General features: G+C 69.1%; 17 protein-coding genes and 1 pseudogene. 8 read left to right on the top strand and 10 right to left on the bottom strand.

Features of this window, described 5'->3' with window-relative positions:
* Positions 1–271 (top strand): annotated as a pseudogene (locus B128_RS12230) (hypothetical protein); the annotation flags it as partial.
* A 14-nt stretch (positions 272–285) separates the two neighbouring features.
* Here the strand turns inward: B128_RS12230 and B128_RS0104320 are convergent.
* Positions 286–1,266 (bottom strand): asparaginase, encoded by a 981-nt coding sequence (locus B128_RS0104320; protein WP_018111048.1) that lies wholly within the window; start codon positions 1,264–1,266, stop codon positions 286–288.
* Positions 1,263–1,544, bottom strand: a complete 282-nt coding sequence (locus tag B128_RS0104315) for a DUF309 domain-containing protein (RefSeq protein WP_018111047.1) — start codon at positions 1,542–1,544, stop codon at positions 1,263–1,265. The genes B128_RS0104320 and B128_RS0104315 overlap by 4 nt, the downstream gene beginning before the upstream one ends.
* A gap of 22 nt (positions 1,545–1,566) precedes the next feature.
* Between B128_RS0104315 and B128_RS0104310 the strand changes: the two genes are divergently transcribed.
* The 3 genes from B128_RS0104310 to B128_RS13340 are packed head-to-tail and all read left to right on the top strand — an operon-like array spanning position 1,567 to position 3,675.
* Positions 1,567–2,376 (top strand): ABC transporter substrate-binding protein, encoded by an 810-nt coding sequence (locus tag B128_RS0104310; protein WP_018111046.1) that lies wholly within the window; start codon positions 1,567–1,569, stop codon positions 2,374–2,376.
* Positions 2,363–2,998 (top strand): ABC transporter permease, encoded by a 636-nt coding sequence (locus tag B128_RS0104305; protein WP_018111045.1) that lies wholly within the window; start codon positions 2,363–2,365, stop codon positions 2,996–2,998. Before B128_RS0104310 ends, B128_RS0104305 begins: the two co-directional genes overlap by 14 nt.
* Positions 2,995–3,675 (top strand): ATP-binding cassette domain-containing protein, encoded by a 681-nt coding sequence (locus B128_RS13340; RefSeq protein ID WP_026175016.1) that lies wholly within the window; start codon positions 2,995–2,997, stop codon positions 3,673–3,675. Before B128_RS0104305 ends, B128_RS13340 begins: the two co-directional genes overlap by 4 nt.
* 7 nt (positions 3,676–3,682) lie before the next feature.
* On the opposite strand, the gene B128_RS0104295 is transcribed toward B128_RS13340, so the two are convergent.
* The gene (locus B128_RS0104295; RefSeq protein WP_018111043.1) at positions 3,683–4,192 is read right to left on the bottom strand and encodes a ubiquitin-like small modifier protein 1; all 510 of its coding nucleotides are present in this window, start codon (positions 4,190–4,192) and stop codon (positions 3,683–3,685) included.
* Positions 4,193–4,248: 56 nt separating this feature from the next.
* Positions 4,249–6,072, bottom strand: coding sequence for an aldehyde ferredoxin oxidoreductase family protein (locus B128_RS0104290; RefSeq protein ID WP_018111042.1), 1,824 nt, complete (start codon positions 6,070–6,072; stop codon positions 4,249–4,251).
* Positions 6,073–6,203: 131 nt separating this feature from the next.
* Here B128_RS0104290 and B128_RS0104285 point away from each other — a divergent pair, with 131 nt between their 5' ends.
* Entirely contained in the window at positions 6,204–7,112 is a 909-nt protein-coding gene (locus B128_RS0104285; RefSeq protein ID WP_018111041.1) for a carbohydrate kinase family protein, read from the top strand.
* On the opposite strand, the gene B128_RS0104280 is transcribed toward B128_RS0104285, so the two are convergent.
* Complete coding sequence (locus B128_RS0104280; protein WP_026175015.1) at positions 7,101–8,060, bottom strand: quinone oxidoreductase family protein; 960 nt, start codon at positions 8,058–8,060, stop codon at positions 7,101–7,103. The genes B128_RS0104285 and B128_RS0104280 overlap by 12 nt on opposite strands.
* A gap of 22 nt (positions 8,061–8,082) precedes the next feature.
* A complete protein-coding gene (locus B128_RS0104275; protein WP_018111039.1) occupies positions 8,083–9,132 on the bottom strand; it encodes an NADH:flavin oxidoreductase/NADH oxidase in 1,050 nt (349 codons plus the stop codon).
* 95 nt (positions 9,133–9,227) lie between these two features.
* Between B128_RS0104275 and B128_RS0104270 the strand changes: the two genes are divergently transcribed.
* Together B128_RS0104270 and B128_RS0104265 are read left to right on the top strand one after the other, a co-directional pair.
* On the top strand, positions 9,228–12,161 hold the full coding sequence (locus tag B128_RS0104270) for a glucodextranase DOMON-like domain-containing protein (protein ID WP_018111038.1): 2,934 nt from the start codon (positions 9,228–9,230) through the stop codon (positions 12,159–12,161).
* Between the two features lie 51 nt (positions 12,162–12,212).
* On the top strand, positions 12,213–12,878 hold the full coding sequence (locus B128_RS0104265) for a hypothetical protein (protein WP_018111037.1): 666 nt from the start codon (positions 12,213–12,215) through the stop codon (positions 12,876–12,878).
* On the opposite strand, the gene B128_RS0104260 is transcribed toward B128_RS0104265, so the two are convergent.
* Both B128_RS0104260 and prfA read right to left on the bottom strand, forming a co-directional pair.
* Complete coding sequence (locus B128_RS0104260) at positions 12,875–13,342, bottom strand: NUDIX hydrolase (RefSeq protein ID WP_018111036.1); 468 nt, start codon at positions 13,340–13,342, stop codon at positions 12,875–12,877. The two genes, B128_RS0104265 and B128_RS0104260, sit on opposite strands and share 4 nt — an antisense overlap.
* Complete coding sequence (gene prfA / locus B128_RS0104255; RefSeq protein WP_018111035.1) at positions 13,342–14,406, bottom strand: peptide chain release factor 1; 1,065 nt, start codon at positions 14,404–14,406, stop codon at positions 13,342–13,344. Before prfA ends, B128_RS0104260 begins: the two co-directional genes overlap by 1 nt.
* Before the next feature lie 65 nt (positions 14,407–14,471).
* Here prfA and B128_RS0104250 point away from each other — a divergent pair, with 65 nt between their 5' ends.
* Entirely contained in the window at positions 14,472–15,266 is a 795-nt protein-coding gene (locus tag B128_RS0104250) for a ZIP family metal transporter (RefSeq protein ID WP_018111034.1), read from the top strand.
* A 4-nt stretch (positions 15,267–15,270) separates the two neighbouring features.
* Here the strand turns inward: B128_RS0104250 and B128_RS0104245 are convergent, their stop codons facing one another.
* Complete coding sequence (locus B128_RS0104245) at positions 15,271–15,855, bottom strand: SCO family protein (RefSeq protein ID WP_018111033.1); 585 nt, start codon at positions 15,853–15,855, stop codon at positions 15,271–15,273.
* Positions 15,852–16,268 (bottom strand): copper chaperone PCu(A)C, encoded by a 417-nt coding sequence (locus B128_RS0104240; protein WP_018111032.1) that lies wholly within the window; start codon positions 16,266–16,268, stop codon positions 15,852–15,854. The genes B128_RS0104245 and B128_RS0104240 overlap by 4 nt, the downstream gene beginning before the upstream one ends.
* Positions 16,269–16,295: the final 27 nt, after the last annotated feature.

The raw sequence follows: 16,295 nt of genomic DNA, 5'->3' as shown, positions 1-16,295 counted from the left end.
GCGGCCGGTGATCCGGCTTCGGGGCGGGGGCGAGGCCAGGGAGGAGGCGCGGGTGCGGGCGCGGGAGGGGTGGGACCCCGAGGTGTACCGGTTTCGCGGGGTGGTGGAGGGGGTGTTTGGGGGGATGAAGACGCGGCTGGGTGGGGGGTACCTTTGGGAGCGGAAGCCTTGGACGGCCATGGCGCGGGCGCTTTTGGAGCTCATCGCCTACGGCCTTAGGGTTCTTCTCTCCCTTCTCCCGCCCCCTCCGGGGTACAAGGCAATTTACTAGGCAAGCCCACCGCCCTACAGCCAGATGAGCTCCAGATGGGCCTCGAGGTGGCCCACGGAAAGCCCCCGGTGGTTTTTCACCTCCGGCCGGTCCCAAGGGGTGGGGCCGGGGTTCAGCCCCAGGAGGCGTAGGAGGGCCACCACCGCCACCTCCCGGGCCTGGGAGGAGCCGTCTTCCACCTTTAGGGCGATGCCCAAAGGACCCCTGGGGCTTTCCAGGAGGGCCAGGCCGTAGTACCCGTCCGCCCCCCGCTTGGCCACCAGGGGCAGGCGCTCCATGAGGAGGGTGTCGATGCTCCCCGGCCCCGCCACCAGCCTGGGGTGGCGGCGCATGGCCCGGCGCACCCGCAGGAGGGGCTCCCGGTAGGCCTCCGGGGCCACCTCCGGCTGGGCCAAGAGGTAGAAGGCCCGGGCGGCGCGGGAGAGGGGCAGGGCGAAGGTGGGCACGCTGCATCCGTCGGTGGCGTGGGCGGGCTCGGCCCCGGAAAGCGCGCTTAGGGTCTTGCGGTTTAGGACCTGCACGGGGTGGTCGGGCCGCTCGTACCCCTCCACTGGGGCCCCCAGGGCCAGGGCGGCGGCCAGCATCCCGGCGTGCTTCCCCGAGCAGTTGTGGTGAAGGGGGGTGGGGTTTAGCCCGGCCTCCTCCAGGGCCTTGCGGGCCTCCTTGGAAAAGGGGGGGTGGACCCCGCAGACCAGGTGCTGGGGGCCGAGGCCCAGCTTCTCCAGGAAGCGGGCGGCCACGGCCACGTGCTCCGGGGTGCCGTCGTGGCTGGCGGTGGCCAGGGCCACCTCCTCCTCGGTCAGGCCGAAGCGCTCCACCGCTCCCGTGAGGAAAAGGGCCAGGGCCTGGAAGGGCTTGGCGGAGGAGCGCATGTAGGCCACCAGGGCGGGGTTCCCCCCGTAGGCCAGCAGCCCTTCCCGCCCCACGAGGGCCAGGGAAACCCGGTGCTGGTTCTCCACCTGTTCGCCGCGGTAGGCGTGGACCAAGGCGTTCACGCCCCAAGTCTACGCCGGGCCTCTTGCAGAAGGGGTTGCCAGTCCAGGCCAAGGTAAGGGGAGGGGAAGCCCTGGAGCTTCCCCTCGGCCTTTTTGAGGTTCCTTAGGCCCCTTCGCCCCATCTTTGCCTGGTGTAGGGCCGCCGCCAGGAGGATGAGCCCCTGCAGGAAGCGGCGCTCTTCCCCCTCTGCCTCCCGCCAGGGTCCCTCGAGGACCTCGTGGGCCTCGAAGTACTTCCCTTCCTGGAAAAGGCGCCAAGCCTCCTTGAAGGCTTCCACCCCTTAAGGTTAAACTTTACCCATGCGCGGGATTCGGGCGGCGCTCCTCATGGCGGCCTGGCTTTCCGGACCGGCCCTAGGGCTCAGGCTGGCCACCACCACCAGCGTTTACGACTCGGGGCTTCTGGACCGGCTCTTGCCGGCCTTCACGAAGGCCTCGGGGGTGCAGGTGGAGGTCCTGGCCGTGGGCACGGGCCAGGCCCTGCTCCTGGCGGAGCGCAAGGACGTGGATGCCGTCTTGACCCACGCCCCGGAGCTGGAGGAGGAGGCCCTTAGGCGGGGTATCATAGCCGAGCCCTTCTGCTTGGCCAAGAACAGCTTCCTCCTGGTGGGGCCCGCGGGGGACCCCGCCGGGGTGCGGGGGGCGAAGGACATCCGGGCGGCCCTGCGGCGCATCGCCCAGGCCCGGGCCCTCTTTGTTTCCCGGGGGGACCGCTCGGGCACCCACCTAAAGGAGCTGGCCCTTTGGCAGGCGGCGGGCCTGACTCCGCAGGGGGACTGGTACCTGGAGTCGGGGGCGGGGATGGGCCAGACCCTGGTCCTGGCGGCGGAGAAGGGGGCCTACACCCTCTCCGACCTGGCCACCTACCTCACCGTGGGCCGGAAGCTGGGCTTGGTGGCCCTTTACGCCCGGGAAGACCCCCTTCTCCTGAACCAATACACCTACTACGTGGTTCCCGGGGGGGCGAGGGTCAAGGAGGCCCAGGCGCTCCGCCGCTTCCTGGCCACGGAGGAGGCCGCCCGCCTGGTGGAAAGCCTGAAGGTGGAAGGGCAGACCCTGTTCCAGCCCCTGAGGGGGCGGTGTATCATCCCGGGAAGTGGAGGCCGTTGAGCTTTGGGAGATCGCCCTGCGCAGCCTTTGGGTGGCGGGGCTCGCCACCCTCTTGGCGGCCCTGCCTGCGGTGCCCTTGGGCCTCTGGCTGGCCTTGCGGGGGGGCGGGGGGCTCTTGGGGCGGGTTCTCCTCTATGCGGGCCTTGGCCTTCCCTCCGTGGTGGTAGGGCTTTTTTTCTACCTTCTGCTTTCCCGCGCCGGGCCCTTGGGCTCCTTGGGGCTTCTTTACACCCCCTACGCCATGGTGCTGGCGGAGGCGGTCCTGGCCTTTCCCCCCATCGCCGCCTTCGTCCTCTCCGGGGCCCGGGGCCGGGTGGAAGAGGTGCGGCTTCTGGTGCTGAGCCTGGGGGGTAAGGAGGGGCAGGTACTTCCCACCCTCTTCTGGGAAAGCCGCCGCACCCTGGCCGCCGCCCTGGCGGCGGGGTTTGGGGGGGCCATCAGCGAGGTGGGGGCGGCCACCCTGGTGGGGGGGGACATCCGCCATCACACCCGGGTCCTCACCACCGCCATCGTGGTGGAGACCCGCAAGGGGGAGGTGGAGGCGGCCTTAGCCCTGGGGATGGTCCTCATGGGCTTGGCCCTTTTGGTGACGGCCCTCCTGGTTATCCTGGAGCGGGAATGAGGCCGGTTTTGCGGGCGGAAGGGTTAGTGCAGCGCTACGGGGGGTTTGCCCTGGAGGTGGGCCGCCTCGAGGTCCACGCCGGGGAGGTCCTGGCGGTGCTGGGGCCCTCGGGGAGCGGCAAGACCACGTTGCTCCGCCTCCTGGCCGGGCTCCTTAGGCCGGAGACGGGATGGGTAGAGGGGGGCTCCCGCGCCTACCTGCCCCAGACCCCACCCCACCTGAGGCGGAGCGTGCTGGAAAACGCTGCCTTCGGCCTCCTCCTCCGGGGGGTGCCCAAGAGGGAGGCCCTCCGTCGGGCCGCCGCCTTCCTGGGGCGGGTGGGCCTGGAGGAGAGGGCCCACCAGCCCGCCCACCTCCTCTCCGGTGGGGAGTCGGTGCGGCTGGCCCTGGCCCGCACCCTCTTGGTGGAACCCGAGGTGCTCCTCCTGGACGAGCCCACCGCCAGCCTGGATCCCGCCAACGCCGCCCAGGTGGAGGGGCTTCTCCGGGAGGCCGCCGGGGAAGGCCGGGGGGTGGTCCTGGCCACCCACGACCTCTTCCAGGCCCGAAGGCTCGCCCACCGGGTGCTTTTCCTCTTCCTGGGCCAGGTGGTGGAGGAAGCCCCGGCCCCTGCCTTTTTCCAAACGCCGCGGGACCCGAGAAGCCAGGCCTTTTTGGAAGGCCGCCTGCTGGTCTAGAAGGGGTTTACCCTCCTCCCCGGCTGGCGGCCAGGACGATGCGCTTCCACCAGGCCCCCGCCTCCTCCCCTTCCACCTCCACCCAGAGCTGAGGGATGGAAAGGCTCCCCACGGCGAGCGGTGCCGCCTCGGCGAAGCGCACCCGGGCCCCGGGAAGGGTGTAGGTGCCGTCTGCGAGTTTCCTCCCTCCCCACTCCGTCAGGTAGTGTTCCAGAAGCCAGGGGGGCAAGGCGCCGAAGCGCCCTTCCAGGCCCCCGCCCGCCACCGGGGGGAAGAGGTCCAAGGTGGCCTCGGGGGCCAGGGGGGTGGAAAGCCCCTCGAGGTAGCGCACGTCCCGCCCCTCCAGGAAGACGGAAACCCGCTCGGCCAAGGCCTCCCCCTCAAAGAGCTCCTCCCTCATCTGCGGATACCGCCGGACCAGATTGGCGAGCACCTCCCCCACGGTCCGGCCCTCCACCTGGAGCTGGCTCGTTCCCGTGAGGTCGCGGAAGGTGGCGTAGAGGTTCACCTTGGGCATAAGGAGAGTTTACGGGAAAACCCGGCCCCCTAGGGGGCCGGGCCTATCCCAAGGGGCTAGTCCGCCGCCTGGGAGAGGATGCCGAGCTCCTGGAGCTTGGCCGGGGGCACCACGCCCTTCTCCCAGCCCCGCTCCCGGTAGTACTCCTCCAGCATCAGGTCCAGCTCGGTGCGCTGCCCCTTGGAGCCGGCGCAGTCCGAGGGCTCCTCCAGGAAGCGCTTGGGCAGGTAATCCGAGCCCTCGGCCCAGCCCGCCAGGTTGTTGTAGTAGCGCTCCAGGTTGTAGATGCGCTCGCCAATCTTAAGGATCTCCTCCGGGCTCACCGGCCGGCCCCAGTAGGCGGCAAGCTGCTTGGCGTACTCCTCAGGGCCTTCCGCGAACTGGCTGAACTTGCAGAGGTCCAGGGAGTCGGTGAAGGCGGAGAGGTCCTGGAAGAGCTTGGTGAGCTTGCCCTTGCCCTCCCAGGCTAGGGGGTCGGTCTTGTAGGGGACGCCCAGGATCTCGGAGGCGGGGGTGTAAGCCCGAAGGTGGCAGGCCCCACGGTTGGAGGTGGCGTAGGCGATGCCCATCCCCTTGAGGCCCCGGGGGTCGTAGGCGGGGATGGACTGGCCCTTGACCTCGAGGGCGATCTCCGGGTGGCCGATGGCCTTGGCGAAGCGGGCGGGACCCTCGGCCAGCATGTCCCCCACCCCCTTGCGGTAGGCGATGGCCTCCAAGATGCGGATCTCCCCTTCCTTGTCCCCGAAGCGAATCCCGTCTTCCCCCTGGTAGTAGCCCTTCTCCGTGGCCTCCATGAGGACGGCGATGGCGTTGCCCGCCTCAATGGTGTCCATGCCGAAGGCGTTGCAGAGGTAGATGGCGTACCCGGTCCAGTCGGTGTCCGTGTGGCCGGCGTGGGCCCCTAGCGCCCAGGCGGACTCGTACTCGTAGGACTCAAAGCGGATGGTCTTGCCGTTGATGTGGACCTCCACCATCTTCTTGCAGGCCACGGGGCAGGCGTGGCAGGTGTTGTCCTTGATGAGGCGGTGTTCCCGGATGTACTCCCCGGAGATCTTCTCCGCCCCCTCAATGCAGGTGTGCTGGGCGTTGTAGGTGGGCAGGGCCCCCATGACGTTGGTGATGTTCATGAGCACGTTGGTGCCGTAAAGGGAGAGCCCACCCTTCTTGGGGGCGGTGACGTTCTTGGGGTCGTTGATGGTGGCCGAGGCCAGGCGGTCCGCCTCCTTCCAGAGCTCGGGGTCTTTGGGCTGGGGCATCTTGTCCTGCTTGCCCACCACCACGATGGCCTTCAGTTTCTTGCTCCCCGCCACCGCTCCCGTGCCCCCGCGGCCGGCGGCACGTTCGTCGTTGTTGAGCCAGTTGGCGAAGCGCACCAGGTTTTCCCCGGCGGGGCCGATGGCCATCACGTCGGCCTCCTTCCCGTGTCGCTCCTGGAGGAGGCGGTGGACCTCGTGGGTGGTCTTGCCCCAGAGGTCGGAGGCGTCGTGGATGGAGACCTCTCCGTCTTTCACCAGCAGGTAAACGGGCTTTTCCGAGGCCCCCTTGATGAGGAGGCCGTCAAACCCCGCCCACTTGAGCTTGGCCGCGGTCCAGCCCCCCATGTGGCTGTCCGTCACCGTGCCCGTGAGGGGGCTTTTGGTGACCACGGCGAGCCTTCCCGACATCTTGGCCCGGGTTCCGGAGAGGGGGCCGTTCATGATGCAGAGGAGGTTCTCCGGGCCCAGGGGGTCCACCTGGGGGCCGTTTTCAAACACGTACTTCACCCCGAGGCCCCGGCCCCCCACGTACATCTCCAGGTCCTTGGGGTCTGGAGCGAAGTACTCCACCTTGCCGCTTGTAAGGTCTATACGGGCGATCCTATGGGCATATCCTCCAAGCATCTGCCACCTCCTATGGGCGGGATAGGAACAAAAGACGCTGCGAAGACCACGCGGGGTTGCCCTGCTTTCGGAGGAAGACTATACCACTTTTTGCCCAAAGAATGTGAAGCGCATCCGGGCATAATGAACCCATGCTGGCCCTAACCGGCGAGGTCCTGGTGGACTTGGTTTTGGAGGAGGAGGCCCCCTTGCGCTTCACCGGGGTCCTCGGGGGCTCGGTGCTGAACACCGCCACCACCCTGGCCCGGCTGGGCCTTCCCGTGCGCTTCCTCTCCGAGGTGGGCGCGGACTGGGTTTCCGCCTGGGCCGAGGGGGAGATGGCCAGGCGGGACCTGAACCCCGTGCTCTGCCGCCACCCCGGGCCCATGCCCCTGGCCCTGGTGCGCCTGGACGCGGCGGGCAACGCCCACTACAGCTTCCACCGCCCCTTTGAGGCCCCCTACAGGCCTTCGCCTGGTCTTCTCAAAGGCGCTAAGGCCTTCCACTTCGGCTCCCTCTTCGCCCTCGAGGCCCGCACCCACGGGGGCGTGGCCGCCCTCTTGCAGGAGGCCCTGGGGGAGGGGGCCCTCCTCAGCTACGACCCCAACCTGCGAAGCCCCCCCACCCCGGAGGAACGGGCCCGGGTGGCGGGCTACCTGGCCCGGGTCCACCTCCTCAAGCTTTCCCTGGAGGACGGCCGCCTCCTCTTTCCCGAGGGCCCCCTGGAGGCCGTGCGCCGCCTGCCCCCGCCCCTCAAGGTCCTCACCCTGGGCCCCGAGGGGGCGGTGGCCTTTTGCGGGGGAGAGGAGGTGCGGGTTCCTGGGGAGAGGGTGGCCGTGGTGGACACCGTGGGGGCGGGGGACAACTTCAGCGCGGGCCTCCTCGCCCTCCTCCTTCGGAAGGGATACCGGCCGGAAACCCTGGGGGCCCTTTCCCCTGGGGAGCTAGAGGGCCTCCTTAAAGGGGCCTCTGCCCTGGCCGCCCTGGCCTGCACCGCCCGGGGGGCCCACCCCCCCGAGGCGGGGCTCAGGGCCTGGCGGGCCCGCTTCCTAGGGGATTAGGAGCACCTTGCCCACGGTTCTGCGCCCCTCCAGGGCCTCGTGGGCCTCCTTGGCCTGTTCCAGGGGAAACTCCGCCCCGATGCGCACCCTAAGCCAGCCTTGCCGCAGGGCCTCGTAGACCTCCCCCGCCCGCCAGAGGAGCTCCTTGCGGGTTGCCGTGTGGTGGTGCAGGGTAGGCCGGGTGAGGAAGAGGCTACCCTTGCGGTTCAGCACCTGGGGGTCCAGGGGGGGGACGGGCCCTGAGGACTGGCCGAAGAGGACCAGGTAGCCCCTAGGCCTCAGGGCCTCGAGGCTCCCCTCAAAGGTGCTCTGGCCCACGCCGTCGTAGACCACGTCCACCCCGCCCCCGGAGAGGGCCTTCACCGCCTGGGCGAAGCCCTCGTAGGGCAGGGCGTAGTCCGCGCCGGCCTCGAGGCAGAGCGCCCGCTTCTCCTCCGTGCTGGCGGTGGCGTAGACCGTGGCCCCCAGGCGCTTGGCCCACTGGATGAGGAGCTGCCCCACGCCTCCAGCGCCCGCGTGCACCAGCACCTGGTCCCCCGGGGCCACGGGGTAGGTGCTTTTGAGGAGGTAGTGCACGGTCATGCCCTGGAGCAGGGCGGCCGCGGCCTCCTTGGGGTCAAGGCCCGGGGGGACGGGGACCAGCCTTTCCGCCGGCACCACCTGGTACTCCGCGTAAGAACCCTGCGCGTTGGCGAAGGCCACCCGGTTCCCCGGTCTTACCCCCACCACCCCCTCCCCCACCCGCTCCACTACCCCGGCCCCCTCCTCCCCCAGGGTGAAGGGGAGGGGCATGGGGTAGAGGCCCCGGCGCTTGTAGGTGTCAATGTAGTTCACCCCAATGGCCAGAAGCCGCACCAAGACCTCCCCGGGACCCGGCTCAGGGAGGGGTACTTCCTCCAGCCGCAACACCTCCGGCCCGCCCACCTGGTGTACCCGCACGGCCTTCATGGTGGGAAAAGTTTACCAGAGTTTAGAAGGCCCGCTGGTACTGGGGGGGAACCTCAGGCCTTTCCCCCAGGGCCTGGGCCGCCCGCAGGGGGAAGTAGGGGTCGCGAAGCAGGACCCGGCCCAGAAGGATGAGGTCGGCGCTTCCCGCCTGGAGAATGGTCTCCGCCTGCTTTGGCTCGGTGATGAGCCCCACCGCCCCGGTCCGCATGCCCACCCGCTTTTTGACGGCGTCGGCGAAGGGCACCTGGAAGCCCGGGGCCACAGGCACCCGCACCCCGGGGACCACGCCCCCCGAGGAGCAGTCCAGGAGGTCCACCCCCAGGGACTTCAGCCGGGCGGCGAAGGCCAGGGTGTCCTCGAGGCCCCACCCCCCCTCGGCCCAGTCCGTGGCCGAGACCCGCACGAAAAGGGGGAGCTCGGGGGGGATGGCCGCCCGCACCGCCTCGGCCACCTGGAGGGGGAAGCGCATCCGTCCCTCGAGGCCGCCCCCATAGGCGTCCTCCCGCCGGTTGGCCAGGGGAGAGAGGAAGGAGGAGAGGAGGTAGCCGTGGGCCATGTGGAGCTCAATCACCTGGAAGCCGGCCCTCAGGGCCCGGCGGGCCCCTTCCACGAAGGCTTCCAGGATGCGCGCCATGCCCGCCTCGTCCAGGGCCTCGGGCACCGGGTACCCCTCGGCGAAGGGAAGGGGGCTTGGCCCCACCACCCGCCAGCCCAGGGGCTTTCCCCCTTCCCAAGGCCGGGCCGTACCCGCCTTGCGCCCGGCATGGGCCAGCTGGATGCCGGGCACCGCCCCCGCCTCCCGGATGCTCTTGGCCAGGGCCGCAAGGCCCGGCAGGTGGTCCTCTGACCAGATGCCCAGGTCAAAGGGGCTGATGCGCCCCTCCGGGAGGACGGCCGTGGCCTCCACCACCACCAGCCCCACCCCGCCCAGGGCCCGGGTGGGGTAGTGGAGGAGGTGCCACTGGGTGACCTCACCCCCTTCCGTGGCCGAGTACTGGCACATGGGGGACATGGCCAGGCGGTTCTTGAGCCTGAGGCCGCGTAGCTCCAGGGGAGAGAAGAGGAGGGACATGGGTCCATTATGACCAGAAGGAATGAAGGGGTATAATGCCCCGTGTCCGGGTATGGAACCCCTTCCAACAGGGGGTTAGCCGAGGAGGGAAGCGCATGAAACAAGCCCTTTGGCTTTTGGTGGTCTCCTTTGGCCTTGCCCTGGCCCAACCCCTCCGGGTGGCCATCCTCTGGCACCAGCACCAGCCCCCCTACGAGAACCCCGTCACGGGGCAGTACGAGGGGCCCTGGGTGCGGGCCCACGGGGTGAACGACTACCCCTGGATGGCCGAGGTGCTCAAGGAGTTCCCCGAGATCAAGGTCACCTTTGACTACACCTCCACCCTCCTCAAGCAGATCGGGGACTACCTTTCCGGCAGGGCCAAGGACGCCTACTGGCGGGTCTCCGAGAAGCCCCTTTCCCAGCTCACCCCGGAGGAGCGGGCCTTCATCGTGGCCCAGTTCTTTGACATCAACCCCCGCTTCGTGGAGAAGAGCCCCCGCTACCGGGAGCTCCAGGCCAAGAAGACCCGGGGGGAGGCCTTCAGCGACCAGGACCTGCAGGACCTCAGGGTCTTGTGGAACCTGTACTGGATCAACATAGACTACATCGAGCGCGACCCCGGCCTCCGGGCCCTTTACCGCAAGGACCGCGGCTTCACCCAGGAGGACGTGAACTACGTCCTCCGGAAGCACCTGGAGCTCATGGCCACCATCCTGCCCCTGCACAAGGCCCTGTGGGAGCGGGGGCAGATTGACCTCATCACCACCCCCTACTACCACCCCATCCTCCCCATCCTCCTGGAGAAGGAGGCCATCCGCGAGTCCAACCCCGCCCTGGTCCTGCCCAAAGAGCCCATCGCCTGGCCTGAGGACGCCGCCTGGCAGGTGCGGGCCGGCAAGGAGTATTTCAAGAGCCTTTTCGGGAAAGAGCCTAGGGGCATGTGGCCCCCCGAAGGGGCGGTGAGCCAGAAGGCCGCCGAGCTCTATGCCCAGGAGGGCATCGGCTTCCTGGTGACGGACGAGGCCATCCTGGGCAAGAGCGGCTTCCCCGTGAACCCCGCCACCCTGACCCGCACCTACCACGTGGAAAAGGACGGCAAGCGGGTGGTCCTCTTCTTCCGCCACCGCGATCTTTCCGACCGCATCGGCTTCAGCTACAGCCAGATGAGCGCGGAAAGGGCGGTGGAAGACTTCATCGCCGCCCTCCTGGAGATCCGCCGCCAGGTAATCGGCCAGAACCCGAGCGCCGTGCTCACCATCGCCCTGGACGGGGAAAACGCCTGGGAGCACTACCCCAACAACGGCAACGACTTCCGCCGCCTCCTCTACCGCCGCCTCACGGAGGAGCAGCGTAAGGGCACCCTGAAGACCGTGCTCTTTTCCGAGCTCCTCGGCGAGCCCTCCTTGCCCATCGCCCGGCTGGGCACCGGGGGTTGGGCGGGGGACTTCGCCATGTGGGCGGGGGAACCCGAGGAGAACGAGGCCTGGGACCGGCTGAGCCGGGCCAGGCAGGCGGTGCTGGCCTTCAAGGAAAAGGGCGGGGACCCCCGGGCGGTGGAGCGGGCCATGGGCCTCATCTACGCCGCCCAGGCCTCCGACTGGTTCTGGTGGTACGGCCAGGACACGGGCTTCCCCAACAACCCACCTTTTGACGAGGCCTTCCGGGCCCTTCTGCAGGCGGTCTACGGGGCCATGGGCCAGAAGCCCCCGGAGGAGCTCTTCATCGCCGTGCGGCCCCCGGCCCAGCCCCAGGGCACCCCGGGCCGGGTGAGGCCCACCTTGGACGGCCGGGCCACCCCGGAGGAGTGGCAGGGGGCCGCTTACCTGGCGGACCCCGACGGCACTACCATGCAGACCCCGGACGACCTGATCCGCGGCCTGGCCCTGGGGTTTGACGAGCAAAACGTGTACCTGCGCCTGGACCTGCGGGACGGGGTACGGGCCAAGGACCTCCTGGGCCAGGGCTACCGCCTGCACGTCTACGCCACCACCCCCAGGGAGGAGGGCGGGGCGGCCTTCCCCGAAGGGGCGGAGGTCTCCCTGGGCTTCCCCCTGCAGCAGCGCATCACCCTGGACCTGGACCAGGTACGGGAGGGGCAGGGGGTTTTGGTGCGCTTCGCCTACCGGGAGGGGGCCTGGATTCTGGCCAGTTCCCCGGCGGACCTGGCTGGACGGCGGGCCTGGGTGGACCAGGTGGTGGAGATGCGCATCCCCTACACCACCCTCAAGGCGGAGGCCGGGGACATCCTGCGCCTGGCGGTGGTGCTGGAGCGGGGGGGCAGGGTGCTGGACACCGCCCCCAATGGGGCACCCCTGGCCCTGGGCCTGCCCCAGCGTCTGGCGGGGAAGGAGGTGTTGCGCCTCACCGACCCCGTGGGGGACGAGTACGGCCCCGGCACCTACACCTACCCCAAGGAGAGTGCCTTCGCCCCCTTCAAGGGCCTCTTTGACCTCCTGGAGGTGCGCCTTCTGGACGGGGGGGCCACCTGGACCTTCGTCTTCACCTTTGGGGAGATGACCAACCCCTGGGGAGCCCCGGCCGGCTTCAGCCACCAGCTCCTGAACGTCTACATAGACTTTAAAGAAGGGGGCAGGACGGACACCTTCGCCAAGGGGGCCAAGGTGGCCTTTGACCCCGCGCATCCTTGGGACCTTTTCCTGAAGGCCGCGGGCTGGCCCCAGTACGGCCAGCGGGTGGGTTTCCCCGACGGCACCGACACCGCGGATGGGGTGGTGGTGAGCAGCAACCCCGCGGACAAGCAGGTGATCCTCCAGCTGGACAAGAAGCTCTTCAACCCCACCCCCGGGCAACGGGTCTGCCTCTACGTGCTGGTGGGGAGCCAGGACGGGTATGGCCCGGACCACTTCCGCCCGGTGGGCAAGGAGGCTGGTCCTTGGAACCTGGGCGGGGCCCAGAACGAGGACGCCCCCCTGGTGGTGGACTATCTCTGGCCGGAGAAGGGGGTACAGGAGGCCATGCTGGCCCAGCATGGGGGCGGTAGGTTGGCCGTGCTGAAGCCTCTTTGCGTGGTCTGGCCCGCGCCCTAGCCTGGGGTTTTGCGCCTACCCCGGGAAGGCCTCCCGGGGTAGAATGTTCCCATGGACCCGGGCCTCGAGGCCGCCTTCCGCTACGTGGAGCGGCTCCTCTACGGGGACATGGAGCGTCCCGGCCTTACCCTTTACGACCTGGAGCGCCTGGTGGGCTACCCCGCCAGGGGGGATGGCCCCCTGGCCTACACCCTGCCCCGCACCCAGTCCTTGGCCGGGGTGCAGGGGGTGCGCCTCTACTACTACCCCAAGGACCCCCTCCTGCAGCTCATCGTGGAGATCGAAGACCTGGAGGGGAGGAAGCACCTGCGCCACTTCCGCTGGAACGGCTTCTCCTGGGAGGTGCCCGAGGGCAAGCGGGGGGAATTGAAAAGCACGGAGGAGGTTCTGGGGCTCATCCAGGTGGGGGAGGACTACTTCCTGGGCTTCCCCCGGGAGGAGGCCCTGGAGCTGGAGGAGGGGGTGCGCAAGGGGGAGGCCCTGGGGGCCAAGTATCTCCTCTGCCCCCGGTGCGCGGCCCGGGTCTTCTACGCTCCCTCGGTGCGCCCCTCCGAGGTGGCCTGCCCCCGGTGCGGCAACACCACCCTCCTCTTCAAGACCTTTTCCGGCCTCGAGGTGGCCAAGGACCCCCTGGAGGCCCTGGCGGACGAGCAGCGGGCCCTCAGGCGGCTTCTGGAAGAGCTTTTGGCCTACCTGAAGCGCAAGCTGGGCCCCTAGACCCGCACTCCCGGCACCCCCCAGCCCGGGTAGGCGTAAAACCGCCCCCGCTCCCCTCCCAGGTAGTCCAGGAGGGGTTCCTGCAGGGGGCGGTGGCCTTCCAGTTTGGCCGCGGCCTCCTCGGGGGTGAAGAAGCGGGCCTCCACGATGTGCCCGTCGGGGTCCCTGGGGTTCAGGAGGCCCTCGTAGCGTGCCCGGAAGGCCATGGCCAGGGTGCGCTCGTTTTTCCGGCGGTCCTCCACCTGGATCACGTAGGCCAGGTGTTCAATCCCCTTGACCAGGAGGCCCGTTTCCTCCCGCACCTCCCGCACCAGGGCCTCCAGGACCGTCTCCCCCGGCTCCACCGTCCCCCCGGGGAGGGTGTAGCGCACCTGGCCCCGCCGCCCCCAGTCGTTGCCCACCAGGAGGACCCGCCCCTGGCGGTCCAGGAGGATGGCCGCCACCACCAGGATCTCGCGGCGCATCACGCTTCCGTCATGGCCTCCAGCTGGCGTTCCTGATCGGCCCGTTTGAGGGCCTCCAGGAGGGGCTGGAGATGGCCCGAGAGGACGCCCTCGAGGTCGTGGGTGGTGAAGCCGATGCGGTGGTCCGTGACCCGGGACTGGGGGAAGTTGTAGGTGCGGATCTTCTCCGACCGCTCCCCGGTGCCGATCTGGGCCAGGCGGGTCTGGCGGAGCTTTTCCGCTTCCTCGGCCCGCTTCATCTCCAGGAGGCGGCTTCGCAGGATCATGAGGGCCTTCTCCCGGTTCTTGATCTGGCTCCGGGAGTCCTGGCAGGTGACCATGATGCCCGTGGGCAGGTGCACCACCCGCACCGCGCTGTCCGTGGTGTTCACCCCCTGGCCTCCCGGCCCCGAGGCCCGCATCACGTCAATGCGCACCTCCTCCATGTTGAGCTGGAAGTCGGCCTCCTCGGCCTTGGGCAGCACGGCCACCGTGGCGGTGGAGGTGTGGATGCGCCCCTGGGTCTCCGTGGCCGGCACCCTTTGTACCCGGTGGACCCCGCTTTCGTACTTGAAGGTGCCGTAGGCCCCGGGGCCCCGCACCTCAAAGACCACCTTGGAAAACCCCCCTAGGTCCGTGGGGTTGGAGTCCAAGAGCTCGGTTTCAAAGCCCATCTCCTCGGCGAAGCGCAGGTACATCTCCAGGAGGTCCCGGGCAAAGAGGGCGGCCTCCTCCCCTCCGGTGCCGGCGCGGATCTCCACGATGGCGTCCCGCTCGTCCATGGGGTCCTTGGGGAGGAGGTGGCGCTCCAGCTCCTTTTCCAGCTCCGCCTTGCGGGTGAGGAGGGTCTCCCTTTCCGCCTTGGCCACCTCGCGTAGCTCGGGGTCCTCCAGGAGGCTTTCCACCCCCTCGAGGTCCGCCATGACCTTGCGGTACTCGCGGATGAGGGCGATGATCTCCCCCATCTCCGCATACCGCCGGGAAAGGGCCTGGTAGCGCTTCGGGTCCTTGAGGATCTCGGGATCGGCGAGGAGCGCTTCCAGCTCCCGGTACTCTTCTTCTAGGCGCGCAAGCTTGTCCAGCATACCTTACCTCAGGATACCCCAAGGCGGCCTTGCCTTTTGTTTTAGGCTTCCCTAAACTTAGGCCCATGGAGGCTCCCTTGCTCTACGCCCTGGGGGGCGGGCTTTTCACCTGGGGCCTCACCGCATTGGGGGCCCTCAGCGTCTTCCTGGCACGGGAGCCCAGCCGCAAACTCCTGGACGGCATGCTGGGCTTTGCCGCCGGGGTGATGCTGGCGGCCAGCGTCTTTTCCCTGCTCCTGCCCGGCATGGAGATGGCCGAGGCCCAGGGGATGGTGCCCTGGATGCCGGCGGTGGTGGGCTTCCTGCTGGGCGGGGGGCTCTTGCGCTTCATGGACCGCTTCCTGCCCCACGTGCACCTGGGGCCTGGGGCCCAGGAGGAGGGCCTGCACACCCACTGGCGGCGCACCACCCTCCTCATCCTGGCCATCACCCTGCACAACTTCCCCGAGGGCCTGGCCGTGGGGGTGGCCTTCGGGGCGGCGGGCCTGGACCCTACGGGAGCCGCCACCCTGGGGGGGGCCATGGCCCTGGCGGTGGGCATTGGGCTACAGAACCTCCCCGAGGGTCTGGCCGTGGCCTGGCCCCTGCGGCGGGCGGGCATCAGCCCCGGACGGGCCTGGTTTTACGGGCAGCTCTCCGCGGTGGTGGAGCCCCTGGGGGCCCTTTTGGGCGCGGCCCTGGTGGCCCAGATGCTCACCCTCCTCCCCTACCTCATGGCCCTGGCGGCGGGGGCCATGGTCTTCGTGATCGTGGAGGAGGTCATCCCCGAAAGCCAGGCGGAGGGCAACGGGGACGTCTCCACCTTTGGGGTCATGGTGGGCTTTGCCCTGATGATGACCCTGGACGTGGCCCTGGGGTGAGGGCCTAGAGCAGGGCCTGCAGGTCGGCCACCACCTTCTCCGTGGCCTCCACCTTGTCCGGGCTGAAGAGGAGGACCAGCTTTCCCTTTTGCACCACGAAGGTGGTGGCGGTGTGGTCCACCAGGTACTCCTTTGGCCCCCGGTACTGGGCCTTTTGGTAGTAGACCCCGAAGGTGCGGGCCACCTCCTGGATGGCCTCGGGGCTCCCCGAGAGCCCCAGGAAGCTGGGGTGGAAGTTCTTGGCGTACTGGTCGGCGATCTCCGGGGTGTCCCGGTCGGGGTCCACGCTCACGAAGATCACCCGCACCCGCTCCTGGGCCTTGGGGGGAAGGGCCTCGTAGGCCCGCTTGAGGGCCAGCAGGGTGGTGGGGCAGACGTCGGGGCAGTGCACGAAGCCGAAGAAGAGGAGCACCACCTCCTCCCGGACCTCCGCCAGGCGCACGGGGCCTTTGGGGCCCTGGAGGGTGAAGTCCACCGGCTTGGGGTTCAGAAGCCGCGTGCCGTAGAAGCTGTGGCCCCCCTTGGGGACCAGGAAGTAGGCCAGGAGCAAAAGCCCCAGGAGCAAGAGGAAGGGCAAGGCTTTTTTCATCGCATCTCCACGGGTAGGAGTACCTTAAGCCGGGTGCCGTCTTGGAAGCGCAGGGTGATGGCCACCTTCTCCCCCGCCTTGAGGGGGCGTTTTAGTCCTTCCAGCATCAGGTGGTACCCCCCGGGGCGGAAGACCACCTTGCCCCCAGGGGGGATGTCCACGTGGGGCAGGGGGCGCATGCCCAGCACCTCCTGCCCGTGCCGGTGCTCCCGGTGGTCCCGGTGGAAGGAGACCCTTTGCGCCACCTCGGTCTCTGCCCCCACCAGGCGCAGGGGAGTTGTCCCCCGGTTTTCCAGGGTGAGGTAGGCGGCGGTGTCCTTGAGCACGGGGGGCACCAGGCGCACCCAGCCTGGGGTGGCCACGGGCTTGCCCCAGGCCAGGCTTCCGAGGAGGAGAAGGAGTAAAACCCTCACGCCCTCACCCTACCAAAGGGCAGAGGA

Origin of the sequence: Thermus igniterrae ATCC 700962 (assembly GCF_000376265.1) — a bacterium.
Classification (GTDB): Bacteria; Deinococcota; Deinococci; order Deinococcales; family Thermaceae; genus Thermus; species Thermus igniterrae.
This window is presented reverse-complemented; position numbering and strand designations above follow the sequence as displayed.